This is a genomic window from Methylobacterium sp. NEAU K (genome assembly GCF_030700285.1).
Lineage (GTDB): Bacteria > Pseudomonadota > Alphaproteobacteria > Rhizobiales > Beijerinckiaceae > Methylobacterium.
In genome coordinates this window covers 146,414-164,044 of the sequence record NZ_JAUYZJ010000007.1, presented here as the reverse complement: position 1 = coordinate 164,044, position 17,631 = coordinate 146,414, and the positions used below count along the sequence as shown (strand labels likewise).

At 71.4% G+C, this 17,631-nt stretch carries 15 protein-coding genes; 13 read left to right on the top strand and 2 right to left on the bottom strand.

Going from position 1 to position 17,631, the window contains the following annotated elements:
* The first annotated feature begins 43 nt into the window (after window positions 1-43).
* From Q8W67_RS08115 to Q8W67_RS08105, 3 genes are all read left to right on the top strand, one after another.
* A complete protein-coding gene (locus Q8W67_RS08115; protein WP_305543426.1) occupies window positions 44-289 on the top strand; it encodes a hypothetical protein in 246 nt (81 codons plus the stop codon).
* A 71-nt stretch (window positions 290-360) separates the two neighbouring features.
* On the top strand, window positions 361-2,166 hold the full coding sequence (locus Q8W67_RS08110; protein ID WP_305543423.1) for an ATP-binding cassette domain-containing protein: 1,806 nt from the start codon (window positions 361-363) through the stop codon (window positions 2,164-2,166).
* A 102-nt stretch (window positions 2,167-2,268) separates the two neighbouring features.
* On the top strand, window positions 2,269-3,759 hold the full coding sequence (locus tag Q8W67_RS08105) for a carboxypeptidase M32 (protein WP_305543421.1): 1,491 nt from the start codon (window positions 2,269-2,271) through the stop codon (window positions 3,757-3,759).
* 169 nt (window positions 3,760-3,928) lie between these two features.
* On the opposite strand, the gene Q8W67_RS08100 is transcribed toward Q8W67_RS08105, so the two are convergent.
* Window positions 3,929-5,260: a bifunctional 2-C-methyl-D-erythritol 4-phosphate cytidylyltransferase/2-C-methyl-D-erythritol 2,4-cyclodiphosphate synthase gene (locus tag Q8W67_RS08100; RefSeq protein WP_305543418.1), complete on the bottom strand. Its 1,332-nt coding sequence runs from the start codon at window positions 5,258-5,260 to the stop codon at window positions 3,929-3,931.
* Between the two features lie 167 nt (window positions 5,261-5,427).
* Between Q8W67_RS08100 and dusB the strand changes: the two genes are divergently transcribed.
* From dusB to ntrC, 3 genes are read left to right on the top strand one after another with little or no spacing between them, the layout of a single operon-like run.
* Complete coding sequence (dusB, locus tag Q8W67_RS08095) at window positions 5,428-6,453, top strand: tRNA dihydrouridine synthase DusB (RefSeq protein ID WP_305543415.1); 1,026 nt, start codon at window positions 5,428-5,430, stop codon at window positions 6,451-6,453.
* Complete coding sequence (locus Q8W67_RS08090) at window positions 6,450-7,592, top strand: nitrogen regulation protein NR(II) (RefSeq protein ID WP_305543412.1); 1,143 nt, start codon at window positions 6,450-6,452, stop codon at window positions 7,590-7,592. The genes dusB and Q8W67_RS08090 overlap by 4 nt, the downstream gene beginning before the upstream one ends.
* Window positions 7,593-7,639: 47 nt before the next feature.
* A complete protein-coding gene (gene ntrC / locus Q8W67_RS08085; RefSeq protein WP_305543409.1) occupies window positions 7,640-9,106 on the top strand; it encodes a nitrogen regulation protein NR(I) in 1,467 nt (488 codons plus the stop codon).
* 45 nt (window positions 9,107-9,151) lie between these two features.
* On the opposite strand, the gene Q8W67_RS08080 is transcribed toward ntrC, so the two are convergent.
* Window positions 9,152-9,421: a hypothetical protein gene (locus tag Q8W67_RS08080; protein WP_305543406.1), complete on the bottom strand. Its 270-nt coding sequence runs from the start codon at window positions 9,419-9,421 to the stop codon at window positions 9,152-9,154.
* Between the two features lie 370 nt (window positions 9,422-9,791).
* Here Q8W67_RS08080 and metC point away from each other — a divergent pair, with 370 nt between their 5' ends.
* From metC to rarD, 7 genes are all read left to right on the top strand, one after another.
* A complete protein-coding gene (gene metC / locus Q8W67_RS08075; RefSeq protein WP_305543403.1) occupies window positions 9,792-10,976 on the top strand; it encodes a cystathionine beta-lyase in 1,185 nt (394 codons plus the stop codon).
* A 112-nt stretch (window positions 10,977-11,088) separates the two neighbouring features.
* Complete coding sequence (locus Q8W67_RS08070) at window positions 11,089-12,873, top strand: glycosyltransferase family 39 protein (protein ID WP_305543400.1); 1,785 nt, start codon at window positions 11,089-11,091, stop codon at window positions 12,871-12,873.
* Complete coding sequence (locus tag Q8W67_RS08065; RefSeq protein WP_305543397.1) at window positions 12,870-13,637, top strand: glycosyltransferase family 2 protein; 768 nt, start codon at window positions 12,870-12,872, stop codon at window positions 13,635-13,637. Before Q8W67_RS08070 ends, Q8W67_RS08065 begins: the two co-directional genes overlap by 4 nt.
* Window positions 13,631-13,966: a lipid-A-disaccharide synthase N-terminal domain-containing protein gene (locus tag Q8W67_RS08060; protein ID WP_305543394.1), complete on the top strand. Its 336-nt coding sequence runs from the start codon at window positions 13,631-13,633 to the stop codon at window positions 13,964-13,966. The genes Q8W67_RS08065 and Q8W67_RS08060 overlap by 7 nt, the downstream gene beginning before the upstream one ends.
* Window positions 13,963-14,562 carry a pyridoxamine 5'-phosphate oxidase family protein gene (locus Q8W67_RS08055; RefSeq protein WP_305543390.1) on the top strand — a complete coding sequence of 200 codons (600 nt, stop codon included), beginning with the start codon at window positions 13,963-13,965 and terminating at the stop codon, window positions 14,560-14,562. Before Q8W67_RS08060 ends, Q8W67_RS08055 begins: the two co-directional genes overlap by 4 nt.
* A 327-nt stretch (window positions 14,563-14,889) precedes the next feature.
* The gene (locus Q8W67_RS08050; protein WP_305543388.1) at window positions 14,890-16,581 is read left to right on the top strand and encodes a methyl-accepting chemotaxis protein; all 1,692 of its coding nucleotides are present in this window, start codon (window positions 14,890-14,892) and stop codon (window positions 16,579-16,581) included.
* Between the two features lie 113 nt (window positions 16,582-16,694).
* Complete coding sequence (rarD, locus tag Q8W67_RS08045; RefSeq protein ID WP_305543385.1) at window positions 16,695-17,594, top strand: EamA family transporter RarD; 900 nt, start codon at window positions 16,695-16,697, stop codon at window positions 17,592-17,594.
* Window positions 17,595-17,631: the final 37 nt, after the last annotated feature.

Below are 17,631 nucleotides of genomic sequence, written 5' to 3'. Positions count from 1 at the left end.
CGAACGGTGCAGGACAGCGCCACAGGCCAGACGGAGGACAACCGTGCCAGACTTCACGCTCGCGGACCCGGGCCAGGTTCCCGGATCGCCCACAGAAGTGCCGCAGCCGATGCCCGCCCCGGACACGCCCTACGATCCGCCGCAGGCACCGACGCAGCCTCCGGGTCCGGAGATCCCCGGGCAGACCCCGTCCGAGGCGCCGGGCATCCAGCCGCCCGAGATACCGGTGAACGATCCCGGGCCTCCGGAGATCAGCCCGCCCACCGGGCCAGCCAACCCGATCGCCTGAGCGCGGGCACCGCCCCGCCCGACGGGGCGGCGCCGTTTGAACCGGGAGCCCGGCGCTGCCATAAGCCCGCCATGGCCGCTCCCCCGCTTCTTACCCTCCAGGACGTCGCGCTGACCTTCGGCGGCACGCCGCTGATCACCTGCGCGGACCTCACCATCTCGCCCGGCGAGCGGGCTTGCCTGGTCGGGCGGAACGGCTCGGGCAAGTCGACGCTGATGAAGATCGCCGCCGGCTTGGTCGAGCCCGACAAGGGGCGCCTGTTCGTCCAGCCCGGCACCACGATCCGTTATCTGGCGCAGGAGCCCGACTTCTCGGGCTTCGCCACCACCCTCGACTTCGTCGAGGCCGGACTCCCGCCGGGCGAATCCGTCCATCGCGCCCGCTATCTGCTGGAGAGCCTGGGCCTGACCGGCGACGAGGACCCGGGCAAGCTCTCGGGCGGCGAGGGGCGGCGCACCGCTCTGGCGCAGGCGCTCGCCCCTGAGCCCGACGTGCTGCTGCTCGACGAGCCCACCAATCACCTCGACCTGCCGGCGATCGAGTGGCTCGAAGCGGAGCTGAAGGGCACCCGCGCCGCGATGGTGCTGATCAGCCACGACCGGCGCTTTCTCTCCGCGTTGTCGCGCGCCACGATCTGGCTGGACCGTGGAGAGACGCGAAGGATCGAGCAGGGATTCTCCGGCTTCGAAGCCTGGCGCGACGCGTTCTTCGAAGAAGAGGAGCGCGACCAGCACAAGCTCGACCGCAAGATCGCCGCCGAGGAGCACTGGCTGCGCTACGGCGTCACCGCCCGCCGTAAGCGAAACGTCCGCCGCCTCGGCAACCTGCACGAACTGAGACAGAACCGCCGCGAGGTCCGCCGCCCGGTGGGCAGCGTCAGCATGCAGGCCTCCGACGCGGAATCATCGGGCAGCCTTGTGGTCGAGGCGCGCGGCATCGCCAAGGCCTATGGCGCGCGCAAGATCGTCGACGGGCTGTCCCTGCGGGTGATGCGCGGCGACCGGCTCGGCATCGTCGGGGCCAACGGCGCCGGCAAGAGCACGCTGATCAACCTGCTGATGGGCCGGCTCGCCCCCGATTCGGGCCAGATCGTGCTCGGCACCAACCTGATGCCGGTGGTGCTCGACCAGGCTCGGGCCACGCTGGAGCCCGGGATGACCGTCACCGACGTGCTCACCGGCGGCCGCGGCGACAGCGTCACGGTGAACGGCCAGAGCCGCCACGTGATCGGCTACCTGAAGGACTTCCTGTTCACTCCCGAGCAGGCGCGGACACCGGTCTCGGTGCTCTCCGGCGGTGAGCGTAACCGGCTGCTGATCGCCCGCGCGCTGGCGCAGCCGTCCAACCTCCTGGTGCTCGACGAGCCGACCAACGATCTCGACCTAGAGACCCTCGACCTGCTCCAAGAGATGCTCGGCGACTACCAGGGGACGCTGATCCTGGTCAGCCACGACCGTGACTTCCTCGACCGCGTGGTCGGCAGCGTGCTCGTTTCTGAAGGCGAGGGCCGCTGGGTCGAGTATGCCGGCGGCTACAGCGACATGCTGGTCCAGCGCGGGCAGGGGGTCGAGGCGCGCACGATCGCCCCGAAGGCGAAGGAGCCGCGTGCACGGTCCGCCGCTGCGGCCACCCTGCAGCCGGCCGGCAAGCCCAAGCTCGGCTTCAAGGACCAGCACGAGTTGAAGACGCTCCCGGCCCGCATCGAGAAGCTGGAGGCGGCGATCCGCCAGCTGAAGACGATCCTGGAGGATTCCGACCTCTACGCCCGCGATCCCGCCCGCTTCGACAAGGCCACCGCCATGCTGGCCCAGGCCGAGACCGAGCTGTCGCAGGCGGAGGACCGGTGGCTGGAGCTGGAGATGCTGCAGGCGGGATGACGTCAGCCGGGCGCGGCAGGTCGCTTCGGTCTTGCCGAGCGTCCGCGCACCACGGTTTTGCAAGGCCGCGCGCATCGCAAACATGTCGGGACGGATGATCACATGACCGCGTATCGGACACTCGAACAGCGCTTCGCCCGCCTCGCGGCCCTTGAGGGAGCGGCCGGGATCCTTGGCTGGGACGCGCAGACGCTGATGCCCGACGGGGCCGCGGAGGCACGGGGCGACCAGCTCGCGATCCTGCGCGGGATGGCGCACGAGATCCTGACGGCGCCCGAGACCGCCGGCGAGCTCGACGCCGCCGAGGCGGCCGGCGGGCTCGACCCGTGGCCGGCCGCCAACCTGCGGGAGATGCGCCGGGTACAGGCCCATGCCGGGGCGGTGCCGCGCGACCTGGTCGAGGCCAGCTCGCGGGCCGTGTCCCGGTCGGAGATGGTCTGGCGCGAGGCGCGGCGGGACTCGGACTTCGCCCGGCTGGCGCCGCATCTCGCCGAGGTGCTGAGACTCCAGCGCGAGATCGGGCAGGCCAAGGGCGCGGCGCTCGGTCTCGACCCGTACGATGCGCTCCTCGACAGCTACGATCCCGGCATGCGCCGGGCGGTGATCGACCCGCTGTTCTCGGATCTGACGGGCTGGCTTCCGGATCTGATCGCCCGCGCCCGTGAATTCCAGGGCGCCCGTCCGGAACCGCTGCCGCTCGCCGGTCCGTTCGACGTGGCTGTGCAGCGCGACCTCGGCCTGAGGCTGATGGCGGCCCTCGGGTTCGATTTCAGCCGCGGCCGGCTCGATATCAGCCTGCACCCGTTCTGCGGAGGGGCCACCGACGACGTGCGCATCACCACCCGGTACGACGAGGCGGATTTCGGACGCGCCCTGATGGGGGTGCTGCACGAGAGCGGCCACGCCCTCTACGAGCAGGGCCGGCCCGCACCGTGGCGCCACCAGCCGGTGGGCGCCGCACGGGGCATGAGCCTCCACGAGAGCCAGTCGCTCATCGTCGAGATGCAGGCCTGCCGAAGCCACGAATTCTTCGCCTACCTGGCGCCGCTGCTGCGGGAGGCGTTCGGGCGCTCCGGGCCGGAATGGTCTCCGGAGAACCTGCACGCCCTCAACACCCGGGTCCGGCCGGGCTTCATCCGGGTGGACGCGGACGAGGCGACCTACCCGGCGCACATCCTGCTCCGCTACCGCCTGGAGACCGCGATGATCGCAGGCGACCTCGCGGTGGCCGACCTTCCGGGCGCCTTCAACGACGGTATGCAGGAGTTGCTCGGCCTCGTCGTGCCGAACGACCGGCTCGGCTGCCTCCAGGACATCCACTGGCCGAGCGGGGCCTTCGGCTACTTCCCGACCTACACGCTGGGCGCCCTGGCGGCAGCGCAGCTGTTCCGGGCGGCGCGGGCGGCCGAACCGGCACTCCCGGGTTGCCTTGCGCAGGGCGACTTCGCGCCGCTGCGCGATTGGCTGCGCGCCAACGTCCACGAGGTCGGAAGCCTGCTCGGAACCGACGACCTGCTCACCCGCGCCACCGGCGCAGCGCTCGGCATGGACGCGTTCCGGGCGCATCTGGAGGCGCGGTATCTCGGGGCCTGACGGGCCATCCGCCGACGGGGATGCCGGCCCGCGCGCGCAAAGCCGTCGCGAAGCCTTGAAGACCGCCCAGCGACGTCAGGACACCACCCTTCCGCGCGTCCAGGGTGAAGGCGGAATCCGTGTGAGCCGGTATCGGGCGCGGCGATGAGCAGGCCGCGCCGGGCCCGCTTCAGCCCTGGCGCATCGCGGTCTCGGCCTGCGCGTCGAGGGCGGGGCCGTCCTCCTCGGGCAGGCGGATCGTGGCCGCCGCCTGGGCGGCCAGTCCCTCGGCCCGGCCGACGAAGCCGAGCTTCTCCGTGGTCGTCGCCTTGATCGAGATGGCGGTGAGGGGCACCCCCGCGATCTCGGCGATGCGCGCCCGGATCGCCTCCCGGTGCTGGCCGATGCGCGGCGCCTCGGCCAGCACGGTGATGTCGAGGTGGTCGATGCGGCCGCCGCGCGCCCGGACCAGGCTGCAGGCATGGGCCAGGAACTGGTCCGAGGACGCCCCGCGCCAGCGCTCGTCGGAGGGCGGGAAATGGGTGCCGATGTCGCCGTCGGCGATGGCGCCGAGCAGCGCGTCGGTGAGCGCGTGCAGCGCCACGTCACCGTCGGAATGGGCGAGGACGCCGCGATCGGCCGGGATCTTCACGCCCCCGAGCCAGATATGGTCGCCGGTCGTAAAAGCGTGCACGTCGAAGCCGGTGCCGAGGCGGGTGACGTAGGCGGTCATGGCGCGGGCTCCGGGCGCTGGCGTTTCGGTGGTCTCGGGCGCGAAGGCCCTGTCGGCCTCGATCAGGTCGGCGGGCTGGGTTATCTTGCGGTTGGCGATATCGCCCGCGAAGACGACCACCGGCAAGCCCGCCCACTCGGCCAGGGCGCCGTCGTCGGTGAAGCCGTCGAGCCCCTGTGCGGCCGCATCGCGGTGGGCGCCGAGCAGGGGGGCGAAAGCGAAGGCCTGGGGGGTCTGCACCGCGCGCAGGTGCTCTCGGGGCGGCGTCTCGTGCACCCGGCCGATACCGGGCGCGATCTCGGCGACGCGCTTGACCGTGTCGGTCACCGGCACGCCGGGGACGGCCGCGCCGTGGTCGCGACCCGCTTCGATCGCCCGGGCGATCAGCGCCGCGTCGACGAAAGGACGGGCGGCGTCGTGCACCAGTACGATCTCCGGCGCCTCGGCGGACGCCAGAGCCTCAAGCCCAGCCCGCACGGAGAGCTGGCGCGTCGCCCCGCCCTCGACCGGCGCGGCGATCTTATCGCGCATCTCCGGGGCGAGTTCCTCCAGGCAGGCACGGAAGAACTCGGCCGCGTCTGCGGCGATCACCGGCTGGATCCGCGCGATCATGTCCTGCGCGGCCAGTGCCGCCAGCGTACGGGTCAGCACCGCCTGTCCGCCGACCCGGCGGTACTGTTTGGGCGTGCCGCCGCCAATGCGTATGCCGCGTCCGGCCGCCACCACCACCGCGGCGACGCCGGCCCCCGCGCTCGCGGGTCCGATGGCTGGCGTGCCGATGGCGGACATGGGCGAAAAACTCGTGGATTCCTGTGGAGCGGCGGTCGGCGCGCGGGCCAGCCGTCCCGTCGACACCTCTGCCGCAGACGGTGCCCGTCGTTTAAGCGGGGGAGGGGCTGAAATCAACGCGCGGCCCCGCTTGCCAGCGGGCCGGCCTTGCCTCATTGTTGTGCAGAATGGTGACTGATCATTATTTGGGCGCGCTGCGCCGAGAACGTCCGGCCGGCAGAGCAACGGCTCCCGCTCCGCTCTGCCTGCTCGCGCCCCTATCCGGCGTGACCGACCTGCATATGCGGCGGATCGCCCGCCGCTGCGGCGCCGACGCGGTGGTCTCCGAGATGGTGGCGGCGCGCGAACTCGCCCGCGGCTCCGGCGAGGCGATCCTGCGGGCGGAGGGGTCCGGCGTCGACCTGCACGTGGTGCAGCTCGCCGGCTGCGAGGCCGCCCCCATGGCCGAAGCCGCGCGTCTGGCGGAGGCAAACGGCGCCCATGTGATCGACGTGAACATGGGCTGCCCGGCCAAGCTCGTGACCGGGATCGCCTCGGGCTCGGCGCTGATGCGCGATCTCGACCACGCCGAGCGTCTGCTCGCAGCCGTGCGCGGGGCCGTGTCCGTACCCGTGACCGTCAAGATGCGGCTCGGCTGGGACGATGCGACGCGCAACGCCGCCGATCTCGCGGTCCGCGCCGAGCGACTCGGGCTGAACGCCGTGACCGTGCACGGGCGGACCCGGCAGCAATTCTACAAGGGGGTCGCCGATTGGGCCGCGATCCGCACCGTGGTCGAGGCGGTGTCGATCCCGGTCATCGCCAACGGCGACGTGACCGATCTCGACAGCGCCCGCGCCTGCCTGGCGGCCTCCGGGGCGGCGGGCGTGATGATCGGGCGGGCTGCCACCGGGCGGCCCTGGCTCGTCGGGCAGGTCGCGGCGGCGCTGGCCGGCCGCCCGGCCCCCGCGCCGTCCCGGGCCGAGCAGGCCGGGATGGCCGCCGAGCATTATGCGGGCCTCCTGTCGCTCTACGGCCGGGACATGGGCGTGCGCCACGCCCGCAAGCACCTCGCCGCCTATGCCGAGACCGGCGGGGCTCTGGACGCGGCCGAGCGGTCGGCGCTCCTCACCACCACCGATCCGGAGACGGCTTCGGCCCTGCTGACCCGGGCCTTCACGGGCCAGGCCGACACGGTTCGGGAGGCCGCGTGAGCGAAGACGCGTTTCCGGAGCATCCGGGCAGCCTGCGCGACTCGGCCGCGGAGGCCGTGCTCAACGCGCTGCCGCTGCCGGTCCTGACCATCGGCGGCGACGAACAGATCCTCCACTGCAACCACGCTGCGGAGGCGTTCTTCGACTATTCCGCCCGCCTGATGCAGCGCCGCCGCCTGCGGGACATCATCCCGTTCGCGTCGCCGATCATCGCCCTGGTGGCCGAGGTGCGGCGCCGACGCGCCAGCGTGAGCGAGTATCGGGTGGAGCTGACGCAGCCCCGCCTGGGGCTGGAGCGCAGCGTCGACGTGTTCGCAACGCCGCTGGGCGACGACGGCGACGCCGTGGTGATGATGCTCCAGGAACGGACCATCGCCGACAAGATGAACCGCCAGCTCACCCATCGCGGCGCCGCGCGCTCCATGGTGGCGCTCGGCGCGATGCTGGCCCACGAGATCAAGAACCCCCTCGCCGGCATCCGCGGCGCCGCGCAGCTCCTGGAGAGCACCGGCGCCGAGGAGGACCGGATGCTCACCCGCCTGATCTGCGACGAATCCGACCGGATCGTGCGCATCGTCGAGCGCATGGAGCTGTTCGGTGACGAGCGCCCGTCCGATCGCGGTGCCGTCAACGTCCACGGCGTGCTCGACCAGGTGAAGCGCTCGGCGCAGTCGGGCTTCGCCCGGCACATCCGCTTCATCGAGACCTACGACCCGTCGCTGCCGCCGGTCCTCGGCAACCGCGACCAGCTGATCCAGGTGATCCTGAACCTCGTGAAGAACGCCGCCGAGGCGATCGGCCCGGATGCCGTCGAGGGCGAGATCACGCTGTCCACAGCCTTCCGCACCGGCCTGCGCCTCCAGGTGCCGGGCTCGCGCGAGCGGGTCAGCCTGCCGATCGAGGTGGCGGTGCGCGACAACGGGCCGGGCATCTCGGCCGACCTGCTGCCCGACCTGTTCGATCCGTTCGTGACCACCAAGGCGCAGGGATCCGGCCTCGGACTTGCATTGGTGGCCAAGATCGTCGGCGACCACGGAGGCATCGTCGAGTGCGATCCCGCCCCCCGCCGCACGGCGTTCCGCATCCTTCTGCCGATGTCGAGTGCCCGCGACGGGCGCGAATCGGCGGTCGACCCGTGATGTCGATCCGCGAGTCGGCCCCCCGTCGGAGGTCTGAGTAGAGAGTCATGCCGAACGGCCACATCATAGTCGCCGACGACGACGCCGCCATCCGCACCGTGCTGAACCAGGCACTGTCCCGGGCGGGTTACGAGGTCCGCTCGACGGGCAATTGCGCCACCCTCTGGCGCTGGGTCGCCCAAGGGGAGGGCGACCTCGTCATCACCGACGTGGTGATGCCCGACGAGAACGTGTTCGACCTCCTGCCGCGCATCAAGCGGGTGCGGCCGGAGCTGCCGATCATCGTCATGAGCGCGCAGAACACATTCATGACGGCGATCCGCGCCTCGGAGCGGGGCGCCTACGAGTACCTGCCCAAGCCCTTCGACCTGAAGGAGCTCATCGCCATCGTGGGCCGCGCGCTGTCACGTCCGCGCGGCGCGCCCGCGCCCGGCGGCCCGCCCGAGAACGAGGACATACCGCTGGTCGGGCGCTCGCCCGCCATGCAGGAGATCTACCGGGCGCTCGCCCGGCTGATGCCCACCGACCTGACCGTGATGATCACCGGCGAGTCCGGCACCGGCAAGGAGCTGGTCGCCCGGGCGCTGCACGATTACGGCCGCCGCCGCACCGGCCCGTTCGTGCCGGTGAACATGGCGGCGATCCCGAGGGACCTGATCGAGTCCGAGCTGTTCGGCCACGAGAAGGGCGCCTTCACGGGGGCGCTCCAGCGCTCGGCCGGCCGGTTCGAGCAGGCTGAAGGCGGCACGCTGTTCCTCGACGAGATCGGCGACATGCCGATGGAGGCCCAGACCCGGCTGCTGCGCGTCCTCCAGCAGGGCGAGTACACCACGGTGGGCGGCCGGGTCCCGATCAAGACCAACGTCCGCATCATCGCGGCGACCAACAAGGACCTGCGCATCTCGATCCAGCAGGGAATCTTTCGCGAAGACCTGTTCTTCCGGCTGAACGTGGTGCCCCTGCGGCTGCCGGCGCTCCGGGAACGGTCCGAGGACGTGCCGGACCTCGTCCGCCACTTCTTCGTGCAGGTCGAGCGCGAGGGTCTCACGCGAAAGATGCTCGACGGCGACGCCATGGAGCGGATGAAGCGCTACCGCTGGCCCGGCAACGTGCGCGAGCTGGAGAACCTGGTCCGGCGGCTCGCGGCGCTCTACCCGCAGGAGACGATCACCGGCCCGGTGATCGAGGCCGAACTCGACACCTTGCCGCTGGCCGCCCCGGCCTCCAGCGCGGGCAACGGCGCCGCCCGCAAGGGCGGGGGGGAATCCGAGACGCTCTCCAGCGCGGTGGAGCGCCACCTCTCGGATTATTTCTCCGGCTACCGGGACACGCTGCCGCCGCCCGGGCTCTACCACCGGATCCTGCGGGAGATCGAAGGCCCGCTCATCGGCGCGGCTCTGGCCGCCACCCGGGGCAACCAGATCCGCGCGGCGGAACTCCTCGGGGTCAACCGCAACACGCTGCGCAAGAAGGTCCGCGACCTGGATCTCCAGGTGTTCCGCACCGCCCGGTAGAGCCGGGCGGCCGGTCCCTCGGAAAGCCTCGCTCGCTTGCGGGGCTCAGCGGCCGGACAGGATCGGGTCGCCGCGCATCAGCGCGTGGAGCCGCTCCGTGTCGAAGCCGTTCGGGATGCTCGGCGCAGCCGGCTTCGGCGCCGGCGCGGCCTTGACCGGTGCCGGAAGCGACCCGGTGGCGGAGGGCTCGACCTGCGCGGCGCGCACCACAGGTGCCGGCGCCAGATGCGCGAGACGGTCGGCGCTGACGAAGACGACGATCGCCGTCGAAACCAGCACGATGACGCCGCCGAGGATAGAACACAGGATACGCACGCGACGACCCGGAACGCGACTTGAGACGGCAACAGATTACGGCACGCCCCGTTAACGAAGCCCCACCCCAAGTTTTCGGGGGGCGATATTGACCATCGCCGAGGCCACCGCGCGCGACAGCCGGTCCATCCAGGGCCGAAACGCGCGCCTGTATGGTGAGCCCGCGAGCGAATGTCCCTGTTCCGAGGGCTGCGAGGACCGCGCCGCCTGGAAGCAGGCCTACGCCGCGGCCGCCGCCTCCATTCCACCGGGGAAGTCCTGATCCCGGGCAATGATCCGTCGCGGATCCCCGGCGCGGAACATCCGGCTTGATTTCGCCGGGCGGGGGGAGCTTTCGTGCGCCGCAGCGCAACGCGATCTCCGAGCCCCGATGTCCCTGCCGCCCGAATCCAAGAAGACTTTCGCGCCCGCGACGCGCCTGGTCCATGCGGGCCGCGATCCGGGCGCACAGCACGGCTTCGTCAACACGCCGATCTATCGCGGCTCGACCGTGCTCTACCCGACCTACGACGCGATCAAGCATCGGCGCGGGCGCTACAATTACGGGACCTCGGCGACACCCACGATGGACGCGCTGACAGAGGCCTGGACGGAGCTCGCCGGTGCCGCCGGCACGGTGGTGACGCCCTCGGGCCTGGCAGCGCTCACCGTCGCCCTGATGTCCGCGGTCTCGGCGGGCGACCACCTCCTCGTCACCGATTCCGCCTACCGCCCCACCCGCCAGTTCTGCGACGGCGTGCTGGCCCGCTTCGGCGTCGAGGTCACGTATTACGATCCGATCGTCGGGGCCGGCATCGCCGCGCTGATGCGACCGAACACCCGCGCGGTGCTGGTCGAGGCGCCAGGCTCGCAAAGTTTTGAAATGCAGGACGTTCCGGCCATCGCGGAGGTCGTCCACGCGCGCGGCGGCACCGTGATCATGGACAACACCTGGGCGACGCCGTTGCTGTTCCCGCCCCACGAGCGCGGGGTCGACATCGCCGTCGAGGCCGGGACCAAGTACCTGAGCGGCGGTTCGGACCTGCTGATCGGCCTGACCTCCGCCAATGCCGAGCACTTCCCGGCTTTGCGGCGCACCTTCGACCATTTCGCCATGTGCGCGGGTGCGGAGGACATCTTTCTGGCCCTGCGGGGGATGCGCACCATGAACCTGCGCCTGCGCGAGCACGGCCGGGCCGGACTCGAGATGGCCCGCTGGCTCCAGGCGCGGCCGGAGGTGCTGCGGGTGCTCCATCCCGGCCTGCCGGAGGATCCGGGCCACGCGATCTGGAAGCGCGACTTCGCCGGCGCCTCCGGGTTGTTCGGGGTGATCCTCAAGCCCGTGCCCGAGGCCGCTGTCGCCGCCATGCTGGACGGGCTCGAGCTGTTCGGGATGGGCTTTTCCTGGGGCGGCTTCGAGAGCCTCGTGATCCCGTTCGACTGCGCCGGGTACAGGACCGCCACGAAATGGTCGCCGGGCGGCCCGGCCCTGCGCTTCCACATCGGTCTGGAAGATGCCGCCGATCTCAAGGCCGATCTGGACGCCGGGTTTGCGCGCCTGCGGGCGGCGTGCTGAGGGCGCACGGCCGAACACTAGCGAAGACGGGTGCGGAGCCGACGCCGACCGTTTGTCGTCGATCGAGCCACGTATTTGACCTTCCGGCCCGATCCTGATTGACCGGCCGGGCATGAGCACGAGCCTCTCCGCCGGCGGCGTCCCGCGCCTCGCCACCATCGACCGGATCGGCCGCGGGCTCGACGTGCTGAGCCTCAGCCACGCGCGCGTCGCGGCGGCCCTGCTGGCGCTCTGCCTGCTCCTGTTCCTGCCGGGCCAGGTCTCGCTGCAGCCGATGGACCGGGACGAGCCGCGCTTCGCCCAGTCCTCGAAGCAGATGCTGGAGAGCGGCGACCTCGTGGACATCCGCTTCCAGGGTGAGGCGCGGCACAAGAAGCCGGTCGGCATCTACTGGGCGCAGGCCGCCGCGGTGGCAGCCGGCGAGGCGCTCGGCGTGCCGGGCGCGCGCACGCGGATCGGCCTCTACCGCATCCCCTCGCTGGTCGGGGCCACCGCCTCGGTACTGCTCGCCTATTGGGCCGCGCTGGCGTTCCTGCCCCAACGATTCGCGCTGCTCGCCGCCGCACTCTACGGCGCCTGCCTGATGCTCTCGGCCGAGGCGCATCTCGCCAAGACCGACGCGCTGCTCGCCGCCTGCGCCACCGCGAGCCTGGGGGCGCTCGCCCGCGCGTGGCTGTGGCGGCCGAATTCCCATGCGCGCGAAGGGCTGCCGGCGCATCCCCTCTCCCCGCTTGGCGGGGTGCTGGGGGTACCCTCCGCCCCCGGCCGATCCGCCTTCCTCGCCTTCTGGCTCGGGATTGCGCTGGGAATCCTGGTCAAGGGGCCGATGGTACCGCTGTTCGTCGTGCTGCCGGCGCTGATCCTGTCCGTGGTGGCGCGGTCCGGCCGCTGGCTGCTCGCCCTGAAGCCCTGGGCCGGCCTCGCCCTGACGCTCCTGCTCGTGGCGCCGTGGTTCGCGGCGATCGCCTGGAAGAGCGGGGGCGCCTTCTACGCGGAGGCGGTCGGACACGACATGCTGGGGAAGGTCGGCGGCGCGGCCGAGCGGCACTGGGGGCCGCCCGGGGCCTACGCGCTCGCCTTCTTCGCCATCTTCTGGCCGGGGGCGGCGTTCGCCGCGATGAGCCTGCCGCTCGCGTGGCGGGAGCGGCGCAGCGCCGCCATGGCCTTCCTGATCGCTGCGGTGCTGCCGGCTTGGTTGATCTTCGAGGCGGTGCCCACCAAGCTGCCGCACTACGTGTTGCCACTGATGCCGTGGCTCGCGATCCTCACCGCCCTGGCGCTGTCGCGCGGGGCGCTGGATCCGCGGCGGCGAGGGGCGCGCCTGACGGCTCTGCTGGTGCCGGCGATCCCGGTGGCACTCACCCTCGGCCTCTGCCTCGCCGGCTGGCGCCTCGACAACCACACAATTCCCTGGGCCGCGCTGCCCCTGCTCGCGGCCGCCTGCGGGGTCTCGGCGCTCGCCTGGATGGCGTTCGCTCAGGGGAGAGCCGAGCGTTCGCTGGTGCTCGGCGTGCTCGCCTCCGCCCTGCTCGGGCCGGCGGTGCTCGGCGTGGCGCAGCTGTCGCTGCCGGCCCTCAAGGTCTCGCCGCGGCTCGCCGCCCTGCGTGACCGCATGGCCTGTCCGGACCCGCAGGTCGCGAGCCTGGGCTACCGCGAGCCGAGCCTCGTCTTCCTGATCGGCACCGGCCTCGCGCTGCCGGCGGACGGCCCCGCCGCCCGGGACTTCCTGGCGGGCGGCGGCTGCCGGCTGCTCTTCGTCGAAGCCCGCGACCGCGACGCCTTCAACGCGGCCTGGCCGGTGGGGCGCCCAGCGCCCGCGCCCCTGGCTGAGGTCGAGGGCTTCAACCTCAATACCGGCCGGCGCGTCTTCGTCACGGCCTATGCGGTGATCCCGTGACCGGCACCCCGCATCTCAGCGTCGTCGTGCCGGTGAAGAACGAGGCCGGCAACATCGCGCCCCTGGTGGCCGAGATCGCGTCCGCCTGCGCGGGGCTCGACTTCGAGTTGATCTACGTCGACGACGGCTCCACGGATGGAACGCAAGCCGCCCTGGCGGCGGCCCGGTCCGGCCGCCCCTGGCTGCGGGTGCTGCGACACGCCCGGAGCGGCGGCCAGTCGGCGGCGGTGCGCAGCGGCGTTCTGGCGGCCCGCGGGCCGGTCATCGCGACGCTGGACGGCGACGGTCAGAACGATCCGGCCTTCATACCGGCCCTGCTGACCGCCCTGGAGGCGGCCGGCGAGCGGGCCGGCCTCGCCCAGGGGCAGCGGCGCGGGCGCAAGGACGGGCGCTTCAAGATGCTCCAGTCGCGGATCGCGAACGGCGTGCGGGGGCGCATCCTCAAGGACGCCACCCGCGACACCGGCTGCGGCCTCAAGGTATTCCGCCGCGCGGTCTACCTCCGGCTGCCCTATTTCGACGCCCTGCACCGGTTCATGCCGGCCCTCGTGGTCCGTGAAGGCTTCGCGGTGGTCCATCGCGACGTGATCGACCGGCCGCGGCTCACGGGCGTCTCGAATTACGGCCTGTTCGACCGCCTCTGGGTCGGCCTCCTCGACCTGGCCGGCGTCTGGTGGCTGATCCGGCGCAAGCGCGCCGACCCACAGCCCGCGGAAATCGCGGCGCGAACCGCGGCGCCGGCAGACCAGGATGTCGGATGCTGATCCAGCTCGCCCACGACCTGCCGGCCTATTTCTACGACGTGTTCGTCACCCGGCTCGACTTCTGGTTGGTGTTCGGCATCGTCGCCCAGGTGGTGTTCGGCTCGCGCTTCATCCTGCAATGGATCGCCAGCGAGCGGGCGGGCCGGAGCGTGATGCCGCTCTCGTTCTGGTTCCTGTCGATCCTGGGCGGGCTGATGACCCTGGTCTACGGGTTCGTGCGCCGCGAGCCGGTGATCATCATCGGCCAGGGCCTCTCCACCGGCATCTACCTGCGCAACCTCGCGCTGATCTTCCGCGAGCACCGGCGTCGGCGGAGCGGCACCCCATGAGCCGCGCGCCGCTGCCGGCCTTCTACGACGACCTCGACGGCACGTTCGCCGAGCTGTGGCGTCTCCTGGCGGACGGCGCCGGACACGGCCGAAGCGGGTTCCATCTGCCGGCGCTGGCGACGGTCGGCCCGGACGGACCCCGGCTGCGCACCGTGGTGCTGCGCGCCGCCGACCGCGCCGCCGGCACACTCCGCTTCCACTGCGACCGCCGCTCGGGCAAAGCGGCGGATCTCCACGCGAACCCGGCCTGCGCCCTTGCCGCCTACGACGAAGCCGCAAAGGTCCAGATCCGCGTCGAGGGACGCGCCACGCTTCATACCGACGATGCCGTGGCCGAGGCCGCCTGGACCGGCTCTCGTCCGATGAGCCGGGTCTGCTACGCGGCCGAGCCCGCCCCCGGTACGGCGCTTCCCGCTGGGGGCGCCTACATGCTGCCGGACGAGACCTCGGCCGCCACCCTGGGCCGCCCGCACTTCGCCGCCGTGATGGTTCGGGCCGAGCGGCTCGACCTCCTCTATCTCGATCGCCGCGGCCACCGCCGGGCCGCATGGCGGCGCGCGGAGGCCGGCTGGTCCGGAGGCTGGATCGCGCCCTGACCCGATCGGGTACAGCATCGCGGACCGGATCCGCCGCGCGATGCTCGGTCATGGAGGTCCGCCGTCGGCCGCGGTCGTGCCCCGATTGCGGACAGGCGCACAGAAAACGTGAATATCGTCAACAAACCACTTCTAATAGATCAATGTCCGCCGATACACGGCAAACTTGAATTTTTTACATGATTTTGCGCTAATATATCAATAAACTTACTTTATCGATAGATTTTATTGACTCATAAACCGCACAATTTTACCTCTTGCAGGCGCGATGATAAATTAACATAGGCTATGCGGACGCGACGTCTATCGCGATACGCAGGTGCGGCCATGAAATTCATCTCTCATGCGAGTATTCCATCGAAGCTTGTAACGGTCATTGCTCTCATCAGCACAATATTCGTTGGTTGCGCTTTATACACATCCAATAAAATCTCGGACATTGACGCTTCGTATACGGTCCTGCTTGAGCAGGAGGCCCGGGCGGTCGTGAAGATGGCGCGCCTGAACCGTGTCGTCAGCCAGCTCGGCTACGTCGCCTTCCGCGCCCTGGCCGAAGCCGGCACGGCCGACGGGAGGCGCGTCGGAAGCACCCTCGACACATTTGTGCCGGAGGCCGCGAAGCTGCTCGACGGCGCTCGCCGGGAGTCGCCAGCCTTTCGTGAGCGCATCGACCGAGTCGCGGCGCAACTCGACGCCTATGTCAGGATCGTCGGCGACATGCGTGACCTCGCCGACAAGGGCTTGGGTGCCGAGGCCCTGTCGCTGGCACACCTGACGGCAGACCCCCTTCAGAATGACCTTAGCGCGAGCGTCCGTGCGCTCGTGGACGACATCGATGCTGCGGTCCAGAAGCGGTCCGACGCGATGACCGTCGAGACCAATGAGACACGCACCATGCTGCTGACCACGTCGCTCGCCGGCATCGCCGCGGGCATCCTCGGCGGCATCCTGGTCGTGGTTTTCGGCGTCACGCGGCCGATCCGCCGGCTGGCGGACGTGCTGAGGCGCATGGCAGCCGGGGAGATCGATGCCGACATCGCCGAGGCCCGGCGCGGCGACGAGATCGGCACGATCGGCAAGGCCGTGGAAGGCATCAAGGCGATGGTCGCCCAGAAGGCCGCCGAGCAGGCCGAGGTCCAGCGGCTCGCCGACGGGGCGGCCGCGCAGTCGCGCCGCCGGACCATGCTGGAACTCGCCGACCGCTTCCAGGGCACCGTCGGCCGCATCATCGGGGTGGTCTCCTCCTCCGCCACGGAGCTGCAGGCGACGGCCCAGACCATGACCGCCACCGCGACCCAGACCGCCAGCCAGTCCACCACCGTGGCGGCCGCCGCCGAGGAGGCCGCCTCCAACGTCAACACCGTGGCGAGCGCCGCCGAGGAACTCGGCTCCTCCGTCCGCGAGATCGGCCGGCAGGTCGACGGGTCGGCCCGGCTCGCGCAGAGCGCCGTCTCGGAGGCCGACCGGACCGCGGCCCTCGTGCAGGACCTCAGCGCCGCCGCCGCCAAGGTCGGCGACGTGGTCGGCCTGATCACCAACATCGCCGCCCAGACCAACCTGTTGGCGCTCAACGCCACCATCGAGGCGGCACGCGCCGGCGAAGCTGGCCGCGGCTTCGCGGTCGTGGCCGCCGAGGTCAAGGAGCTGGCCAACCAGACCGCCCGGGCGACCGATGAGGTTGCGGATCAGATCGGCCAGATCCAGGCCTCAACCGGTCAGGCCGTCGCGGTGATCGGCGCGATCACCGCGCGCATCCGCGAGATCGAATCCGTCGCGACCACGATCGCCGCGGCGGTCGAGGAGCAGGGCGCGGCCACCCAGGAGATTGTGCGCAACGTCGCCCAGGCCTCCACCGGCACGAGCGAGGTCACCGCCAACATCGTCGGAGTGGCGACGGCCGCCGAGGAGACCGGCGCGGCCGCGGGCCAGGTCCTGGAATCGGCGACCGAGCTGGCGCGCCAGTCCGAGCAGCTCAGCGGCGAGGTCGACCGCTTCCTCGCGACGATCCGGGCCGCATGACCACCGGGGCCATCCGGGATGGCAGCCCTGCGCCGTCCCCCCTGACGGGCGCGCGCCACCCGTCCTAAAGGACCCCGCCCGGTCCGCCCATCCGGGTCGACCGGGAGGACATCGTGGGCCTCGTCTACGCGCTCGCCGCCTACCTGAGCTGGGGCCTGCTGGTCCCGGTGCATTTCCGGATGCTCGCCGCCTTCAGCCCGAACCACATCCTGGCCGAGCGGATCGTCTGGTCGAGCCTGTTCGCGGCCGTGCTCGCCCTGGGGCTGGCCTGGCGCAAGCGCCTGCGCCTGCCGCTGCCCCTGCACCGGCGCCATGCCCTGCTGGTCCTCTCGGCCGCGATGATCGGCGTGAACTGGCTGCTCTACCTCAACGCCGTGAACCGCGGGCATCTGCTCGACGCGAGCCTCGGCTACTACATCAATCCTCTGGTCAGCGTGGCGCTCGGGCGGGTGGTGCTCGGCGAGCGGCTGCGGCCGATGCAGGCCGTGGCGGTCGGAATCGCCGCGGCGGGCGTCGCGGTCGCGGTGGCCTGGGCGGGCGAGTTGCCGGTCATGTCGCTGTCCCTCGCGGTGAGCTTCGCGCTCTACGGGCTCGCGCGGAAGATCGCCGGGGTCGACGCCCTTGTGGGCTTCCTGGCCGAGACGCTGCTGCTCCTGCCGGCGGCGATCGGGTGGCTCGTCCTCTCGCCCGAGCCGTTCCTGCCGGCCGGGCCCGCGAACCTCGCCCTCCTGATGCTCACGGGCGTCACCACGGCGCTTCCGCTGATCTGGTTCGCCGCCGCCGCCGTACGCCTGCGGCTCACCACCCTCGGCTTGCTGCAATACGTCGCCCCGACCTGCCTGCTCGGCCTGAGCGTGCTGGCCTACGGCGAGCGCGTGGAGCCGCACCGGGCCGCGATGTTCGCCATGATCTGGGTGGCGCTCGCCCTCTACACCGTCGATGCCCTGCGCGGCCGGCGGCCGGCCGAGCCTGTGGTTGAGGTGCGGTCGGATACGGGCGCGATGCGTGTATAAGGCATCCCGATGCGCCGCCGGGAGGCGGGCGACGGGG